The organism is Pseudomonadota bacterium, assembly GCA_022572885.1.
GTDB lineage: Bacteria > Pseudomonadota > Gammaproteobacteria > Steroidobacterales > MnTg04 > MnTg04.
In genome coordinates, this window is the sequence record JACZVC010000039.1 from 1 (window position 1) to 16,982 (window position 16,982).

Genomic DNA, 16,982 nt, shown 5'->3' on the forward strand with positions numbered 1-16,982 from the left:
GCGCGCAGATGATCGACATCAACATGGATGAAGGCATGCTCGATTCTGCAGCGGCGATGCAGCGTTTTCTCCGCCTGCTTGCCGGCGAACCGGATGTGTCGCGGGTGCCCGTGGTGATCGATTCCTCGCGTTGGTCGGTGATCGAAACCGGACTCAAGTGTATCCAGGGCAAGGGCATTGTTAATTCGATCAGCCTCAAGGAGGGCGAAGCAGAGTTCCTGCGCCAGGCGGGTCTGGTCAGGCGCTATGGAGCCGCGGTCATTGTCATGGCGTTCGACGAGCGCGGCCAGGCCGATACCGTCGAAAAGAAACTGGCGATCTGCTGGCGCGCATATCAGTTGCTGACCCAGGACATCGGATTTCCGGCGGAAGACATTATTTTCGATCCGAACATTTTTGCCGTCGGTACCGGAATCGAGGAGCACGACGATTACGCGCGGGCGTTTATCGAGGCGACCCGTCAGATCAAGGAGAGCATGCCCGGTACGCTGATTTCAGGTGGCGTGAGTAATGTGTCGTTTTCCTTTCGGGGGAACAAACCGGTGCGCGAAGCAATGCACTCGGTGTTTCTTTACCACGCGATCAAGGCCGGCATGGATATGGGCATCGTCAATGCCGGGTTGATGGCGATCTACGAGGACATACCACGGGAATTGCGGGATACGGTCGAGGATTTGATCTTGAACCGCGGCGAAGGCGCCACCGAGCGGTTGCTGGAAATGGCCGAAAGCTTTCGCGACAACGGCAACGCCAACTCCGCGACCAGGACCCGCGATATGAGCTGGCGTGACCGGCCGGTCGAAAAACGCCTGGTACACGCGCTGGTCAACGGTATCGACCAGTTTATCGAGGAAGACACCGAGGAAGCCCGTGTGCGGGCGGTGCGCCCACTGGATGTGATAGAAGGTCCGCTGATGGATGGCATGAACGTGGTGGGTGACCTTTTTGGCTCGGGGAAAATGTTTTTGCCGCAGGTCGTCAAATCGGCGCGGGTCATGAAAAAGTCGGTCGCTCACCTGATGCCCTACATGGACAAGGAAACGACAGGCGGCACCAAAAAAAGCAAGATTGTGATGGCCACGGTCAAGGGCGATGTGCATGACATCGGCAAGAATATCGTCAGCGTGGTCCTGCAATGCAATAACTTCGAGGTCATCGATCTCGGGGTCATGGTGCCCGGCGAAAAAATCCTGCAGACCGCCAGGGAAGAAGAGGCCGACCTGATCGGGCTGTCAGGTTTGATTACGCCGTCGCTGGATGAAATGGTCAACGTCGCGGCGGAGATGCAGCGACAGAAAATGGATACGCCGTTGCTGATTGGCGGTGCGACTACCTCGCCGGCGCACACTGCGGTCAAGATAGATCCTGGCTATGACGGGGCGGTGGTTTACGTCAAGGATGCGTCGCGCTCGGTCGGTGTGGCGCGCGCACTTGCCTCGGCGAAGACCCGGGCTGATTTTTCCGCAAAGGCCAAGGCCGATTGCGCGGCACGGCGCAAGCGTCATCAAGGCAAGTCCCGGAAAGCGCCACGGCTGACCCTGGAGCAGGCCCGCGAAAGACGTTTGCTGACCGACTGGCAGGATTACACGCCGGTCAGGCCGCAAAAGCTGGGGGTGACGGCGCTGGACGATTATCCGCTGGCCGAACTGGTGGATGTGATCGACTGGATGCCGTTTTTCAATGCCTGGGAGTTTCACGGGCGTTTCCCGGAGATTCTTGGTCATCCGCGCTTCGGTGAAGCGGCGAGCAGTCTCTATAAAGACGCCCGCAACATGCTCGAGCGTTTGGTCAGCGAGCAATGGTTGCAGGCCAGGGCGGTGTTCGGGTTTTTCCCGGCCAACTCGGCCGACCACGACGATGTCGTGATTTACGCCGACGACCGGCGAAAACAAGTCATCGACAGCGTGCATTTTCTGCGTCAGCAGAAAATAAAACCGCAGGGTGCGAGCCAGGATTGCCTGGCAGATTTTATCGCGCCGGCCGGCAGCGGGGTCAGCGATTACCTGGGCCTGTTCGCGGTTACTGCCGGCCATGGCATTGGGGATCGCGTCGAAGCCTACCAAAAGGCTAACGACGATTATTCGGCGATCATCCTCAAGGCTTTGGCCGATCGACTGGCCGAAGCCTTTGCCGAGCGGTTGCACCAGCGGGTGCGCACCGAATTCTGGGCGTATTCCAAAGACGAGCAGTTCAGTAATGAAGAATTGATCCGTGAATCCTATACCGGCATTCGCCCGGCGCCAGGTTATCCGGCCTGCCCCGATCATTCAGAAAAAGAAATCCTGTGGCGGCTTGGCGCAGTGGAGCAGCACACCGGGATCAGCCTGACCGAGGGCTGGGCTATGTGGCCCGCTGCCTCGGTCAGCGGGTTTTATTTCTCACACCCGCGCAGCCGGTATTTCGCAGTCGGCCAGATCGGTCGCGACCAGGTCGAGGACTATGCGCGCAGAAAGGGCGTCAGTCTCATGCAAGCCGAGAAATGGCTGCAGCCAATGCTCGGCTATTCCACTTCTACCCTGACCGCAGATTCGATGATCACGGGTTCGACCGGCACATCCTGATGCATGCCGACACTGCCGGTCTTGACGTCCGCGATCGTGTCAACCACTTCCATGCCTTCTATTACGCTCGCGAAAACCGCATAGCCAAAATCACGAGCGCTATGATCCAGAAATGCATTGTCAGACAGGTTGAGAAAAAACTGGGAGGTCGCGCTGTTGGCATCCTGGGTCCTCGCCATGGACAAAGTGCCGCGCTCGTTTTTCAGGCCGTTGTCGGCTTCGTTGAGGATCGGCGCCTTGGTCTGTTTCTGATTCATATGGATGTCGAAGCCGCCGCCCTGGATCATGAAGCCCGGGATAACCCGGTGGAAAATCGTGCCGTTGAAAAAACCGGCATCGACATAGTCGTAGAAATTTTTCACGCTTACCGGCGCTTTGCTGGCGTGCATTTCAATCTTGAAATCGCCCATTGAGGTCGAAAATACAATCATAGGTCTGGTCCCTGGTCCTTTTTGTGCAGGTGTCCGGCAGCCACTCGCGGTAACCCGGCAAGATCCTGATGGCCGCATACTTTGTCAAAACCCGCGGCAATGAGCAATTCCAAAACAGACGATTGCTGATCGAAGCCATGTTCCAGCAGCAGCCAGCCTGGTCTTTTCAGATGGGAAGCCGCGCCTTCGATGATTTCGCGAATCGCGTCCAGCCCGTCTTTGCCGCTGGCCAGCGCCAGCGCAGGTTCATGCGGCAGATCACCTTGCCCGAGATGGGGATCGCCATCGGGGACATAGGGCGGATTGCTGACGATCAGGTCGAAGTTACGCCGCGCAACTGCCTGGTACCAGCTTCCCTGCGCCCAGTCGATATTTTGCAGCGCCAGCCGATCCTGGTTTTCCCTGGCGACCCGCAGCGCATCTTCAGACACATCGCTGCCGGTCACCCGGCAATGGCTGCGTTCACGGGCGATCGCCAGGGCAATGGCGCCGCAGCCCGTTCCCAGGTCCAGCACTTCCAGTTCGTCGCCCGGCGGAAGCCGAATCAAAGCCTGCTCGACCAGCGACTCGGTCTCGGCGCGCGGGACCAGCGTTGCCGGCGTAACCTTGAGCGGTAGCGACCAGAATTCACGACAGCCGATGAGATAAGCGACCGGCTCACCGTTGCGCCGCCGCCCGAGCATGTTCCTGAAAACGCCGTATTGTTCCAGGGTCAACAAGCGCTCCGGGTACGCCAGCAACTGGCTGCGGCTGATACCTGCCGCATGGCCCAGCAGAATTTCCGCGTCGCGCCCGGCTTCTGTGTGTGCCGACAAATCATCGCGGGCAGCCGCCAGCGCGACCGCAAAAGATATCTCGACAGGATCTGTTTCCGGCATGCGCCTATCTTACTGCATGGCATACAATAGGCGTTCCCCGGGCTATGGATTTCTGATGAAGGTTTTTGAGAGCGCGCTCGATATGGTGGGTGAAACGCCGATGCTGCATATCACGCAGATCGACACGGGTCCCTGTGAGCTATACCTGAAGCTGGAGATGATGAACCCGGCCGGCTCGATCAAGGATCGCATCGGCATGTCGATGATCGAAGAGGCCGAAAAGCGCGGCGATATCAAACCGGGCGACACGATAGTCGAGGCCACCGCCGGCAATACCGGTCTCGGACTGGCGCTGGTGGCGGCGCTCAGAAGCTATAAGCTGGTGCTGGTATTGCCCGATAAAATGAGCCAGGAGAAAATATTCAACCTGCGCGCGATGGGGGCGGAAGTTGTGCTGACCCGATCCGATGTCGCGCGCGGGCACCCGGAGTACTACCAGGATCTTGGCCGTTCCATTGCCAGGGAGCGTGGCGCCTACTTTATCAATCAGTTCGGCAATCCCGACAATCCATTGGCCCACGAGACCACGACCGGCCCGGAAATCTGGCAGCAGATGGGCGGGCGGCTCGATGCCGTGGTGGTCGGTGTCGGCAGTAGCGGAACGATCGTCGGGCTTAGCAAGTTTTTCAAACACACCGCGCCGGAGGTGGCAATGGTGCTGGCCGATCCGCAGGGGTCGGTACTGGCCGATTACGTCAGAACCGGCGAGCTTGCAAAGGCGGGCAGCTGGCTGGTCGAAGGCATCGGCGAAGATTTCATCCCGGATATTTGCGACTTGTCGATGGTCAAAAAAGCTTACTGCATCAGCGATGCTGAATCCTTCGATACTGCGCGTACCTTGCTGCGCAAGGAAGGAATACTGGCGGGGTCTTCGACCGGGACCCTGCTCGCCGCTGCGCTGAAATACTGCCGTGAGCAGAGCGAACCCAAACGCGTGGTCACCCTGGCGGCCGACACGGGGAACAAATACCTGTCCAAGCTGTACAACGAGTTCTGGATGGAAGACAACGGCTTTATCCAGCGCCCGGTTACTGGCGATCTGCGCGATTTGATCGGCCGGTTGCACGAGGACCGGGCGACGATCACGGTCGGGCCTGTCGATATACTCACCACGGCGCATAACCGTCTGCGCAACGCCGGTTTTTCGCAGCTTCCGGTAATGGATGGTGGCCAACTGGTCGGCGTGTTGACCGAGTACGACATCATCACCTATGCATTCGGCCAGCCCGAGCGCTTGACAGACCCGGTAGAAAAAGCGATGAAAACGGCTTTCGTCCAGGTAGACAAGGGGACCGCGGTCAACAGCCTGGTTTCCATCCTGCACGGTCAGCCATACGCAGCGGTTGTGGACGGCGAGAAATTTCTCGGGCTGATTACCCGGGCCGATGTATTGAACCACCTGAGAAAACAGATCGGCAGGACGCCAGCCTGAGCGCATACGAGGAACGACGAATGAGCAAGGACCGCAAGAAACTGGGATTCAACAGCCTGACCATCCATGGTGGGCAACGACCGGATCCGACGACCGGGGCGATCATGCCGCCGATCTACGCGACCTCGACCTATGTGCAGGAAAGTCCCGGTGTGCATCAAGGTTTTGAATATTCACGTTCGCACAACCCGACGCGGCAGGCTTTCGAGCGTTGCGTGGCAGCGCTGGAAAACGGCACCAGCGGTTTTGCCTGTGCCTCGGGCATGGCCGCCAGTGGATTGATTCTCGAATTGCTCGACAGTGGCGATCATATCGTCGCCATGGACGACATGTATGGCGGTACCCTTCGCATGTTCGACAAAGTCCGCAGGCGTTCCGCTGGCCTGGAGTTCAGCTACGCCGACCTGACGGTTGCCGGCGAGTTGGAGAAAGCCCTGCGCGACGATACGCGGATGGTCTGGATAGAAAGCCCGACCAATCCGACGCTGAAGCTTGTGGATATCGCGCAAACGGTCGAGATTGTCGCGGACCGGGACATCCTGGTAGTCGTGGACAACACCTTTGCCAGCCCATGGGCGCAACGGCCGCTGGAACTGGGGGCCGATATCGTCGTGCACTCGGTAACCAAGTACCTGAACGGTCATTCGGATATGGTCGGCGGGGTTATCGTGGTTGCGGACGAGGAGTTGAACGAGAAAATCTGGTTCCTGTCGAACGCAATCGGTCCGATCGCGGGGCCGTTCGACAGTTTCCTGGCGCTGCGCGGGCTAAAGACGCTGGCCATCCGGATGGAGCGATCGAGCGAAAATGCGATGCAGATCGCGCAATACCTGGAAACCCACGACCAGGTTGAATCCGTCGTTTATCCGGGTCTGGCCAGCCACCCGCAGCACGCACTGGCGAAAAAACAAATGACCGGGTTCGGCGGTATCGTCACGTTCTTCATCAAGGGAGGCCTCGATGCTTCACGCAGCTTTCTCGAACGCTGCCGATTGTTCGCGCTGGCCGAAAGCCTCGGCGGCGTCGAAAGCCTGGTCGATCACCCGGCGATCATGACCCACGCCTCGGTCCCGGCGGACATGCGCGCACAGCTGGGGATCAGCGACAGCCTGATTCGTTTGTCGGTGGGCATAGAGGACATCGATGACCTGATCGCGGATCTGGAGCAGGCCTTTTCGTCTTGATGGCGCCTTATTCTTCTGTCATCGAGGCCAGCTGATCCGCCTGGTATTCCCGCAACAACGGCTCGATGATGGGTTCGAGATCGCCCTTCATAATGTATTCCAGCTTGTACAGCGTGAGATTGATGCGGTGGTCGGTCACGCGTCCCTGTGGGAAATTGTAGGTCCGGATTCTTTCCGACCGGTCGCCGCTACCCACCAGCAGTTTGCGTTGGTCGGCCTGTTCGCTGCGCTGTTTTTCCTGCTCGTCGCTCAATAAGCGCGAGCGCAGCAGTGACATCGCGCGGGCCTTGTTCTTGTGCTGCGATCGCTCGTCCTGGCATTCAACGACGATCCCGGTAGCCAGGTGAGTAATGCGCACGGCTGAATCCGTCTTGTTGATGTGTTGGCCGCCGGCACCGGAAGCCCGGTAGGTATCGATCCGCAGATCTGCATTTTTTATTTCGATTTCTTCTATGTCATCCAATTCAGGCAGTACGGCGACCGTGCAGGCGGAGGTATGAATTCGCCCCTGCGACTCGGTTTCCGGCACTCGCTGAACGCGGTGCACACCCGACTCGAACTTGAGTTTTGAAAACACGTCGCGGCCGACGACCCTGCTGATGATTTCCTTGTAACCCCCGTGTTCGCCTTCGTGCTCGCTGAGTATCTCCACCTGCCATTTTTTCTGCTCGGCAAAGCGGCTGTACATGCGAAACAAGTCGCCGGCAAATATTGCCGCTTCGTCGCCACCGGTACCGGCACGGATCTCGAGGAATACATTGCTGCCATCGTGCGGGTCTTTTGGGGTCAGCAGCCGGGCCAGCGATGCTTCCAGTTCCTCTCGCCGGCTGCGGGCCTTTTGCTGCTCGTCATGGCCAAGCTGCCTGATTTCCGGGTCGCTGTCGCCGGTCATTTCTTCGGCAGCCTGGAGATCGCGGATAGTACTTTCGTATTCCTGATACCGCTCGGCGAGCGGTTGCAGGCGGGCATATTCCTTTGACAGTTCGCGGAATTTGGGCTGGTCGGCGATCACCCCGGCATCGGACAGCAGCTGTCCCACTTCCTCGCAGCGCTCCACCATGCCGACCAGTTTGTTTTCCAGGGATTCTTTCATGAGTCGCCATCGTCCTTATCCTCCAGCGCAAACAGTTTTTTTGCGGCCTGGACCAGTTCCAGGTCGCCTTCTTCGCCTGCCTGGCGCAGGCGGGAGCTGGGTTGATGAAGGAACTTGTTGGTCAGTTGTCTTGCCAGATGATTGAGAACGGTTGCGGGATCCTCGCCGGATGCGAGATCGCGCCTGGCGTCGTCGAGAACCTTGTCGGCGTCGGCCTGGGCAAGCGCACGCAGGCTGCGAATCGTTGGCACGGCGTCGAGTTCGCGCATGGCCATCGCGAAACCGGCGGTTTCCGCCTGGATGATCTGGCGGGCTTGTTGCGCGGCCTGCTCCCGGTTTTGCAGGTTTTCCTGGATCACCTCGCCGAGGTCGTCCACGGTATAAAGATAAACGTTTGACAGGTCGGCGACGGCAGGGTCTACATCACGAGGTACGGCGATATCGACAATAAACATCGGCTGGTGGCGGCGCTTGGCGAGGGCTGCCGCGACGGCCTCGGCAGACAACAGCGGCACCGGGCTCGACGTGGAAGTGATAATGATATCGGCTTCCGCCAGGTGAGCGGGAATCTCGCCCAGCGAAATGGCATAGGCGTCAAAGCGCCGCGCGAGTTCGCGCGCGCGGCTGACCCGGCGATTGGCGATCACCATGCGGCCCAGGTCGTTGCTGTGCAGATGCCGCGCGGCCAGTTCGATCGTCTCTCCGGCGCCGATCAGCAGCGCGGTACGCTCGTTCAGACGGGAGAAAATCTGGCGGGCCAGCGAAACGGCGGCATAAGCGACCGATATCGGGCTGGAGCCGATTTCAGTGCCCGTACGCACCTGCTTGGCGACCGTAAAAGCGCGCCGGAAAAGCCTGCCCAGCAGTGGCCCGATGGTGCCGGCTTTTTCCGCATGCTGAAACGCGTCTTTGAGCTGACCGAGGATCTGCGGTTCACCAAGAACCGCCGAATCAAGCCCGGAGGCCACCGAAAAAACGTGCTGTACCACCGCGTACTGCTCCAGCGTATACAAACAAGAGCTTGCGTCGTCGGCCAACTGGCGGTCTTTGATTACCCACATAGCGACCTGGTCCGCTGCGCCCTCATCAATAGAACAATAGAGCTCGGTCCGGTTGCAGGTGGAGACGATCAGCGATTCCTTGATCGCCGGTTGCCGGCAAAGATCCTTCAGCGCCGCGGGCAGGTCTGCGGGCGCGTAAGCGACCTGTTCACGGACCGCCACAGGTGCGCTACGGTGATTTATTCCAACGACAGCGAGCGACATGCAAGGCATTGTAATGAAAGCGCCGGGTGATGTCCGGCCGGGCAGGCACTGGGTCGGGGCAACGTAGCGCGTTTGCCGGCCAAAACCGGCACAATGGACTGCACAGGCCACGGATTGGCGGGTCAACAGTCAAACCAAGACCACAGAGGATGTTTTATGGAAGTCATGTCACGATCAGCCGTTTGCTTGCCGCTGCTGGCTGTTTTTTTCGCCAGCGTGCTGATCGGCTGCGCCGCGCCAGGGTCGTCGGACTCCGCTGTTCCGGTTCCCGCCAAAATTAGCGATGCGGCCGAGTCCGATCATCACTTGTTGCTGGCCGAACTGGCCTTGCAGGATGGCGCCTACGGTACAGCCATACGCGAATACATTCTGGCTGCACAATACAGTGACGATCCCGAACGCGCCTCGCAGGCGACGCGGATCGCCTATCAACATGGTTTTCTCCGCCAGGCGCTGGTTGCTGCCACCTACTGGCGCGAACTGCGGCCGGAAGAAAAGGCGGCGCGGCTCAGCGTAGCGCAACTGTATCTGCAACTGGGAAACAGGAAAAAAACGACCCGTGAATTCAGCGCCATCATAGATAGCGAGGAACAAGAACGGGGGCAGCTTTTTCTTGAATTGACCGCAATATTTATGGATGGCGACGGACCCTGGCTTGCCAGCCAGGTGATGGCAGACCTTGCCCGGCCTTATCCGGACTTGGCGCAGGCGCGTTACGCGGTGGCGGCGCTGGCCATGAATGCAAGCCGTTTCCAGTTGGCGCTCTCTGAGGCCAAAATAGCGGTGGAGCAAGATCCCGATTGGCTCGCCGCCGCTACTGTGCAGGCGCGTGCGCAAATTGCTTCGGGGCAGATAGAACAAGGGCTGCGTTATGCCGACGACCTGGTGCTGGACACCCGGGATGACGGGGTGCGTCTGGATTATGCCTTTATGCTGATGAGCGTTGGCCGCAACGACGATGCACGCTTGGAATTGATGCTGTTGCACGAGGAAACCGGCTCGGCGGGCGCCTTGCGTGCCCTGGGGTTCCTGGAAATGGACGGCGGCAGATTTGAGGATGCCGCCGCTCGATTTTCACAGCTTCTCGGCAGCGGAGAGTACACCCATGACGCTTTTTTTTATCTGGGTTTGATCGCCGAGCGCACGGAAGACTATCCGCGCGCGATGCGGGCGTATGCAAGGGTCAACGTGGGCTATAGCGCGATCGCCGCCCAGGCCCGCCTGGCCCATTTGATGAACCGGCGGGGCGACGGCGAGAAAGCCCTGCAACACCTTGTGCAATTTGGCGCCCGAAATCCGGGCTTTCGGGTCGATATGATGGTGGCGCGAGCTGAATTGCTGGGCGAAATGGGGCGGTACCCGGAGGCGCTGGATTTGTACAGGGAAGTCCTTGAACTGCGACCGGCGGACGAAGGGACAGGCTATTCGATGGCTTTCATGATGGAGTCGTCGGGCGACCTCAAATCCAGCATCAAACAATTGCGATCATTCGTAAGAAAGCGGCGCTCTGACCCCCTGGCGTTGAATGCATTGGGCTACACGCTGGTTGCCAATACCGACCGGTTGAAAGAAGCTGGCCGATACATCAATGAAGCCGTCCGGCTGGCGCCCGTGAACGCGGCGATTATCGATTCCAAGGGGTGGTTGCATTTTCGGACCGGCGAATATGAGCTGGCGCTCGAGTACTTGCGTGAAGCCTATGCGCTGGATAACGACCCGGAGATTGCCGCTCACCTGGGCGAGGTACTCTGGAAAACGGGCGAACAGACCGCGGCACAAAAACTCTGGTTCGAGGCGTTGGCCGTTAATCCGGACAGCGACGTCCTGACCGATACCATGGATAGATTCGGACAATGATCCGCCCGGTCCGTCTGGCCGGCATTGTGGTCGTGCTGTTTTTTCTCGCCGCCTGCGCGGGACAGCGTGCCAGCCTTGTGCCCGACAAAGTCGCCTGGGAGAATCGCAGAGACACACTGACGCTGGCCAATGACTGGTCCTTGCGTGGCCGCATCAGCCTGAAAAAAGCGGGTGATGGTTACAGTGGTTCACTGAGCTGGAAGCAAAGCGGAGACGACCTGGATTTCCGCTTTCGCGGGCCGCTGGGTATTGGTGGTTTCAGAATTTCCGGAACCCCGGCTTTTCTGATCATCCGGACCAGCAAAGGGGATGAGTATTCTGTTAGCGACCCGGTGGTCGATCTGGAAAAACAGTTCGGCTGGAGCGTCCCGGTGCACAGCATGCGTTTCTGGATACTCGGTGTGCCCGACCCCGACGGCGACTACCAGGTCAGCGTGGACGATCGTGGGCAGGCGATAATCCTGGACCAGGCGGGCTGGCGGGTCAGTTACCTCAGTTATCGTACTTTCGAAGGAATCACACTGCCGCGCAAGCTGGAAATGACCAAGGCTGACCTGCGAATTCGCCTGGCTGTCGATAGCTGGCAGACAAATCAGTGAACCAAGGGGAGACATCATGCATTTAGACGGAATCAACCGGCTCGCGGTGCTGATGGGAGTCATCCTCGGTGCCTGAAACTGACCAAAAACCGGTCAGCGGCTGGGATATTGCTTGGCCGGCGCCCGCCAAGCTGAACCTGTGCCTGCTGATCACCGGCCGTCGCGACGATGGCTTCCATCGTCTGCAGACGGCCTATCAGATCGTCGATCTGTGCGACTTCGTTCATTTCAGCAAGTTGCCAGACGGGCAATTTACACGGAGCGGCGGCCTCCGCTCGGTTGCCCCCGACCAGGACCTTTGCATGCAGGCGGCGCGGTTGCTTTATGATCGTAGCCGGCCTGGAGTCGGCGCGGCGATCACACTGCAAAAACACATCCCTACCGGCGCCGGCATGGGCGGGGCCAGTTCAGACGCAGCGACTACCTTGCTGGCATTGAATCATCTTTGGCAGGCCGGCCTCAAACGGGAGGAGCTGGCCGGCATCGGGCTGGAACTGGGCGCGGACGTGCCGCTTTTTGTACTCGGGGAGTCGGCCTGGGGTGAAGAGCTGGGTGAAAGGCTGACGCCGGTAAAATGGCCTCGGCGCTGGTTTCTGGTGGTGTATCCGGGAGTCAGTATCTCGACCCGGGAAATCTTTTCAACGCCTGAATTGACACGCAATTCGACGCCAATCACAATACGCAGTTTTCTCGAGGACGGTGCCGGAAATGACTGCGAATCGACGGTTCGCGAGCGTTACGGCGAGGTCGACGAAGCGCTGGCCTGGCTGTCCCGTTTTGGCGGATCCCGGCTGAGTGGTACCGGCAGTTGTGTTTTTGCCGCCTTTGAGCGGCGGCAAGACGCCGCGGCAGTCCAGGCCGAAGTGCCGGACAAGTGGGGCCACTGGCTGGTCCGGGGCCTGGATACGTCGCCGGTTAACGATAGTTTGGATAACCTGGGGAACAGGCCGGCGGAACAATAGCGGCCGGGCGCAAACTGAGTATGGCGGCTGGGGTGTAGCCAAGTGGTAAGGCAACGGGTTTTGATCCCGTCATGCGCAGGTTCGAATCCTGCCACCCCAACCAATCTGAACAGGGAAAAGGGCTATGGTGAAACAGGAAGCGTCAGAGGCGACTGCCAATATGGTCTTGTTTGCCGGCAACGCTAATCGAAAATTGGCGCAGAATATTGCCCGCTGTCTGCATACACGGCTGGGCGATGCGCATGTAGGCAGTTTCAGCGACGGTGAAGTCATGGTCGAGTTGATGGAGAACATCCGCGGACAGGATGTTTTTATCATTCAGTCGACTTGCCCGCCGGCGAATAACAACTTGATGGAGTTGCTGGTGATGGCAGACGCCTGTCACCGGGCTTCGGCCCGGCGAATTACGGCAGTGATGCCGTATTTTGGCTATGCGCGGCAGGACCGCCGCCCGCGAGCCAGCAGGGTGGCGATCACCGCGAAGCTGGTCGCGAACCTGATCCAGGTTGCGCATATCGACCGCTGTCTGACCGTGGATTTGCACGCTGATCAGATCCAGGGATTTTTCGATATCCCGGTTGACAATGTTTATGCTTCGCCAGTCTTGCTGGGCGAAGCGTGGCGGCAGAAATACGAAAATATGGTGGTCGTGTCCCCCGATGTCGGTGGCGTGGTGCGGGCCAGGGCGCTGGCCAAGAGGCTGGACGACGCGGACCTGGTGATTATCGACAAGCGCCGGCCACGCGCCAACGAAGCACAGGTCATGAACATCATCGGTGATGTCGAAGGCAAAACCTGCGTCATTGTCGACGACCTGATCGATACGGCCGGCACCTTGTGCAAGGGGGCCGTGGCCTTGAAAGAACACGGCGCCGTGAAAGTGGTGGCGTACATCAGCCATCCGGTCTTGTCGGGATCGGCGGTCGAAAGAATCGAGAATTCGGTACTCGACCAACTGGTGGTTACGGATACCATCCCGTTGAGTGCCGAGGCAGAGAAGTGCGCCAAGATTCGTCAGCTGAGCACGGCGGAACTGCTTGCCGAAACGATTCGGCGCATCGCCAGCGATGAGGAGTCCGTCAGCTCGATGTATGTAGACTGACTATATGTTGGCTTCCCGACTGGTCGCGGGAGGGAAGCTTTTTTGATGCCGGCGCTGCCGGTTTTGTACCAGGAGTAGTTAAAAATGAGTGACTTTATTCTTCTCGCCGAATTGCGGGACGATCAGGGCAAGGGTGCGAGCCGCCGCCTGCGTCGTGCCGGCAAAATCCCGGCAATTCTGTATGGCGGTAACCGGAAATCCCGGTCTATCACGCTGGACCACCAGGTGTTGCTGCACCAGATGGAAAACGAGGCGTTTTTCTCGTCCATCCTGACCGTAAAGGTCGGTGACGAGACCCAGGACGCCATTCTCAAGGATATTCAGCGGCACCCGGCGAAGCGCCAGGTGCTGCATGTCGACCTGCAGCGGGTGCTGGCCGACCAGGAGATCCGCGTCACGATCCCGCTGCATTTCGTCAACGAAGACATCTGTATCGGTGTAAAAGAAGGTGGCGGTGTCGTCGCGCATATTATTTCGGAAGTCGAGATCACCTGTTTGCCTGCCAATCTTCCCGAGTACATTGACGTCGATGTGGCCAACCTGGACCTTGATCAGATTATCCATCTCTCCGCAATCGAGATACCCGAGGGCGTGACCCTGACGGCGAATCTCGAAGAGTACGATCAACCGGTCGCTTCGTGTCATATCGCCAAGGAAATCGTTATCGAGCCCGAAGAAGAAGAGCTTGAAATCGAAGAAGGCGAGATTGTCGAAGGCGAAGAAGATGCCGAGGCGGCGGAAGATGCGGCCGAGGAGAAAGACACAGAAGATTCGTCCAAGGAATCCGAGTAAACGGCCCGCAGAAAACAGAACGAGAGGTAAAGGGCAGGCCGCGTTTGCTCGGCCTGCCTTTGTCTTATGGCGAGTACAGAAATCAAACTTATCGTCGGTCTGGGCAACCCTGGCTCAAAACACGAAAGTGACCGTCACAACATGGGCTTCTGGCTGGTTGACCGACTGGCCGAAAAGACCGGTGCGTCATTTCGTCCGGAGAAGCGATTCTCGGGCGATGTTGCTCGTGTGCAAATCGGTCAACATGATCTTCGACTGCTCAAGCCGACGACCTATATGAATCTCAGCGGGCAAAGTGTGCAGGCCGCGATGGCCTACCATCGGATAAAGCCGGAGCAAATGCTGGTCGTTCATGACGAAATCGATCTGCCGGTCGGTACGCTGCGCCTGAAAAAAGGCGGGGGGCATGGCGGCCACAATGGTCTGCGAGATGTGATCCGCCACATCGGGGCCGAGTTCTTGCGTATGCGTATCGGGGTAGGTCACCCCGGGGAAAGCGACGAGGTTACCGGGCATGTTTTGCGGCGGCCGCAGGCCGCTGAGCAAAAAGCCCTGGATGAGGCGTTGCAGGATGCGATTTCGGCTTTGCCGGTGCTGCTCGACGACGGCCTGGAAAAGGCCCAGCAGCGGCTGCACAGTCGCGGCACGACGCCGAAGCCATACCGCAAAGCGCAGCCTGCGCAAGGCGAGGAAAGGGAACCAGAGGCGGACGACAAAGATGGCGATTAAATGCGGTATCGTCGGTCTGCCCAATGTGGGTAAATCAACGCTGTTCAATGCACTGACCGCGGCGGAAATCTCGGCCGAGAATTATCCTTTTTGCACGATAGAGCCCAACGTCGGTGTCGTGCAGGTGCCGGACACGCGCCTCTTGGAGCTCGCGGCGATTGTCCAGCCGAAGAAGGTACTCCCGACGACGATGGAATTTGTGGATATCGCCGGACTGGTCGCAGGTGCAGCCGATGGCGAAGGCCTGGGCAACCAGTTCCTGGCCAATATCCGTGAAACTCACGCCATTGCCCACGTGGTCCGCTGTTTTTCTAACAACGACGTAGTCCACGTGGCTGGTAAGGTTGACCCGGTGTCCGACATCCAGATCATCAATACCGAACTCGGCCTGGCGGACTTGGAGACTGTCGATCGCAACCTGCACAAGGCGAATCGCAACGCGAAGACCGGGCAGAAAGAAGAACTGGCGAAACGGAATTTTTTGCAGAGACTGCACGATCATCTCGATACCGGCTGGCCTGCACGTACGCTGGAGGTCTCTGAGCTCGAACGCCCTATTTACCGGAATCTGCACTTGCTGACCGCCAAACCCGTGCTGTTTGTCGCCAATATCGATGAAGACGGCTTCGAGAATAATCCCTTGCTCGATGCCGTGACGAAACTTGCCCGTGAGGAAAATGCAGAGGTGGTCGCCATCTGCGCCGCGGTCGAAGCGGAAATCGCCCTGTTGGACGACGCCGACAAACAGGAATTTCTGGCCGAGATGGGGCTGACGGAGACCGGGCTGGATCGGGTGATTCATGCCGCCTATCGCCTGCTCGGGCTGATGACCTTTTTCACCGCCAACCCTAAAGAGGTCCGGGCATGGACCGTGCGCGAGGGATCCACCGCCCCGCAGGCGGCCGGCGAAGTCCACACGGATTTTCAGCGTGGCTTTATTCGTGCTGAAGTCATTGCGTTCAACGATTACCTGCGCGATGGTGGAGAAAGCGGGGCGAGGGATGCTGGCCGCATGCGACTGGAAGGCAAGGAGTATCGGGTTGCCGAGGGCGATGTCATGCTCTTTCGCTTCAATGTGTGAGTCAGGCATCGGCGACTGGCGTACAGTAGCAGGGATTCTCCTAACGCGGCCGGTTTGCTAAAATGCGCGCCCGCAGTGTTATAAGCGGCGAAGAATATTGGTGATGTAGCTCAGATGGTTAGAGCGACGGACTCATAACCCGTAGGTCGGTGGTTCAATTCCACCCATCACCACCACATTCAAATCCAGAGCCGTCCCAGACGGCTCTTTTTTTGTCTGAAAGACAATAAATTAGCTAATTTTCTCGTCCGGTCAAGGCCCAAATGATCTATTGACATCCGGGGGCAACTGGGGGCAACATCGGGGGCAAGTTCCAGTTTCCAAAATGAGTTGCCCCTAAAATCGCTCTAACCGTAACAGTAGTCAAGAACGCGAAGCCGTCGAGCAAGAATAAGAGGATGTTCGACAGCGGAGGCCTGTACCTCGAAGTAGCTCCCAGCGGCGGCAAGTGGTGGCGGTTGAAGTACCGCTTCGCCGGCAAGGAAAAACGAATCTCACTGGGTGTATTCCCCGAGGTTTCACTAAGGGAAGCTCGTGATCGGAGAGACGATGCACGACGGCTGCTGGGGAACGACATCGACCCCAGCGAGCACCGAAAGGCACACAAGGCCCAACGGAAATACAGCGCAAAGAATACGTTTGAAGGCATCGGAAGAGAGTGGTTCTCCAAGCACCAACCGACTTGGGCCGCGGGTCACGCAATAAAGATCATTCAGCGACTGGAACGTGACATCTTCCCCTGGATTGGCGGCAAGCCTATTGACTCCATCACGCCCCAGCAGCTACTTGAAGTCATTCGCCGTGTTGAGGGACGTGGCGCACTGGAAACCGCCCATCGCGCCTTGGCGAATTGTAGCCAGGTATTTCGCTACGCGGTCGCAACCGCACGGGCCGATCGTGACGTGTCAGTCGATCTCCGGGGCGCGCTGCCCCCCGTAAAAACCCGGCATTTTGCCGCAGTAACTGAGCCAGATGCGGTAGGGAAGCTACTTCGCACGATGGACGGTTACGAAGGC

15 protein-coding genes and 2 tRNA genes are annotated in these 16,982 nt (G+C 58.7%); 13 read left to right on the plus strand and 4 right to left on the minus strand.

What is annotated here, in order from left to right; genetic code table 11:
* On the plus strand, positions 1-2,561 hold a 2,561-nt coding region (metH, locus tag IIA05_12005), incomplete at its 5' end, for a methionine synthase (protein ID MCH9027815.1).
* Here metH and IIA05_12010 read toward each other — a convergent pair.
* Complete coding sequence (locus tag IIA05_12010; GenBank protein ID MCH9027816.1) at positions 2,501-3,070, minus strand: peptidylprolyl isomerase; 570 nt, start codon at positions 3,068-3,070, stop codon at positions 2,501-2,503. The two genes, metH and IIA05_12010, sit on opposite strands and share 61 nt — an antisense overlap.
* A complete protein-coding gene (prmC, locus tag IIA05_12015; GenBank protein MCH9027817.1) occupies positions 2,989-3,870 on the minus strand; it encodes a peptide chain release factor N(5)-glutamine methyltransferase in 882 nt (293 codons plus the stop codon). The genes IIA05_12010 and prmC overlap by 82 nt, the downstream gene beginning before the upstream one ends.
* A 55-nt stretch (positions 3,871-3,925) precedes the next feature.
* Here prmC and IIA05_12020 point away from each other — a divergent pair, with 55 nt between their 5' ends.
* Entirely contained in the window at positions 3,926-5,302 is a 1,377-nt protein-coding gene (locus IIA05_12020; protein ID MCH9027818.1) for a pyridoxal-phosphate dependent enzyme, read from the plus strand.
* 20 nt (positions 5,303-5,322) lie between these two features.
* Positions 5,323-6,486: a PLP-dependent transferase gene (locus IIA05_12025; protein ID MCH9027819.1), complete on the plus strand. Its 1,164-nt coding sequence runs from the start codon at positions 5,323-5,325 to the stop codon at positions 6,484-6,486.
* A 7-nt stretch (positions 6,487-6,493) separates the two neighbouring features.
* Here the strand turns inward: IIA05_12025 and prfA are convergent, their stop codons facing one another.
* Positions 6,494-7,579: a peptide chain release factor 1 gene (gene prfA, locus IIA05_12030; GenBank protein ID MCH9027820.1), complete on the minus strand. Its 1,086-nt coding sequence runs from the start codon at positions 7,577-7,579 to the stop codon at positions 6,494-6,496.
* Positions 7,576-8,844, minus strand: coding sequence for a glutamyl-tRNA reductase (locus IIA05_12035; protein MCH9027821.1), 1,269 nt, complete (start codon positions 8,842-8,844; stop codon positions 7,576-7,578). Before IIA05_12035 ends, prfA begins: the two co-directional genes overlap by 4 nt.
* A 156-nt stretch (positions 8,845-9,000) precedes the next feature.
* Between IIA05_12035 and IIA05_12040 the strand changes: the two genes are divergently transcribed.
* The 10 genes from IIA05_12040 to IIA05_12085 all read left to right on the plus strand — a co-directional run.
* The gene (locus IIA05_12040) at positions 9,001-10,701 is read left to right on the plus strand and encodes a tetratricopeptide repeat protein (GenBank protein ID MCH9027822.1); all 1,701 of its coding nucleotides are present in this window, start codon (positions 9,001-9,003) and stop codon (positions 10,699-10,701) included.
* A complete protein-coding gene (lolB, locus tag IIA05_12045; GenBank protein ID MCH9027823.1) occupies positions 10,698-11,300 on the plus strand; it encodes an outer membrane lipoprotein LolB in 603 nt (200 codons plus the stop codon). The genes IIA05_12040 and lolB overlap by 4 nt, the downstream gene beginning before the upstream one ends.
* A gap of 107 nt (positions 11,301-11,407) precedes the next feature.
* Entirely contained in the window at positions 11,408-12,262 is an 855-nt protein-coding gene (ispE, locus tag IIA05_12050; protein MCH9027824.1) for a 4-(cytidine 5'-diphospho)-2-C-methyl-D-erythritol kinase, read from the plus strand.
* 28 nt (positions 12,263-12,290) lie between these two features.
* Positions 12,291-12,365, plus strand: a tRNA-Gln gene (locus tag IIA05_12055).
* 21 nt (positions 12,366-12,386) lie between these two features.
* Positions 12,387-13,364, plus strand: coding sequence for a ribose-phosphate diphosphokinase (locus IIA05_12060; GenBank protein ID MCH9027825.1), 978 nt, complete (start codon positions 12,387-12,389; stop codon positions 13,362-13,364).
* Positions 13,365-13,448: 84 nt separating this feature from the next.
* On the plus strand, positions 13,449-14,156 hold the full coding sequence (locus tag IIA05_12065) for a 50S ribosomal protein L25/general stress protein Ctc (protein ID MCH9027826.1): 708 nt from the start codon (positions 13,449-13,451) through the stop codon (positions 14,154-14,156).
* Between the two features lie 66 nt (positions 14,157-14,222).
* On the plus strand, positions 14,223-14,885 hold the full coding sequence (gene pth / locus IIA05_12070; protein MCH9027827.1) for an aminoacyl-tRNA hydrolase: 663 nt from the start codon (positions 14,223-14,225) through the stop codon (positions 14,883-14,885).
* On the plus strand, positions 14,875-15,966 hold the full coding sequence (gene ychF, locus IIA05_12075; GenBank protein ID MCH9027828.1) for a redox-regulated ATPase YchF: 1,092 nt from the start codon (positions 14,875-14,877) through the stop codon (positions 15,964-15,966). Before pth ends, ychF begins: the two co-directional genes overlap by 11 nt.
* Positions 15,967-16,065: 99 nt before the next feature.
* Positions 16,066-16,142, plus strand: a tRNA-Met gene (locus IIA05_12080).
* 165 nt (positions 16,143-16,307) lie between these two features.
* A partial coding sequence (locus IIA05_12085; protein ID MCH9027829.1) for an integrase arm-type DNA-binding domain-containing protein occupies positions 16,308-16,982 on the plus strand: 675 nt, incomplete at its 3' end.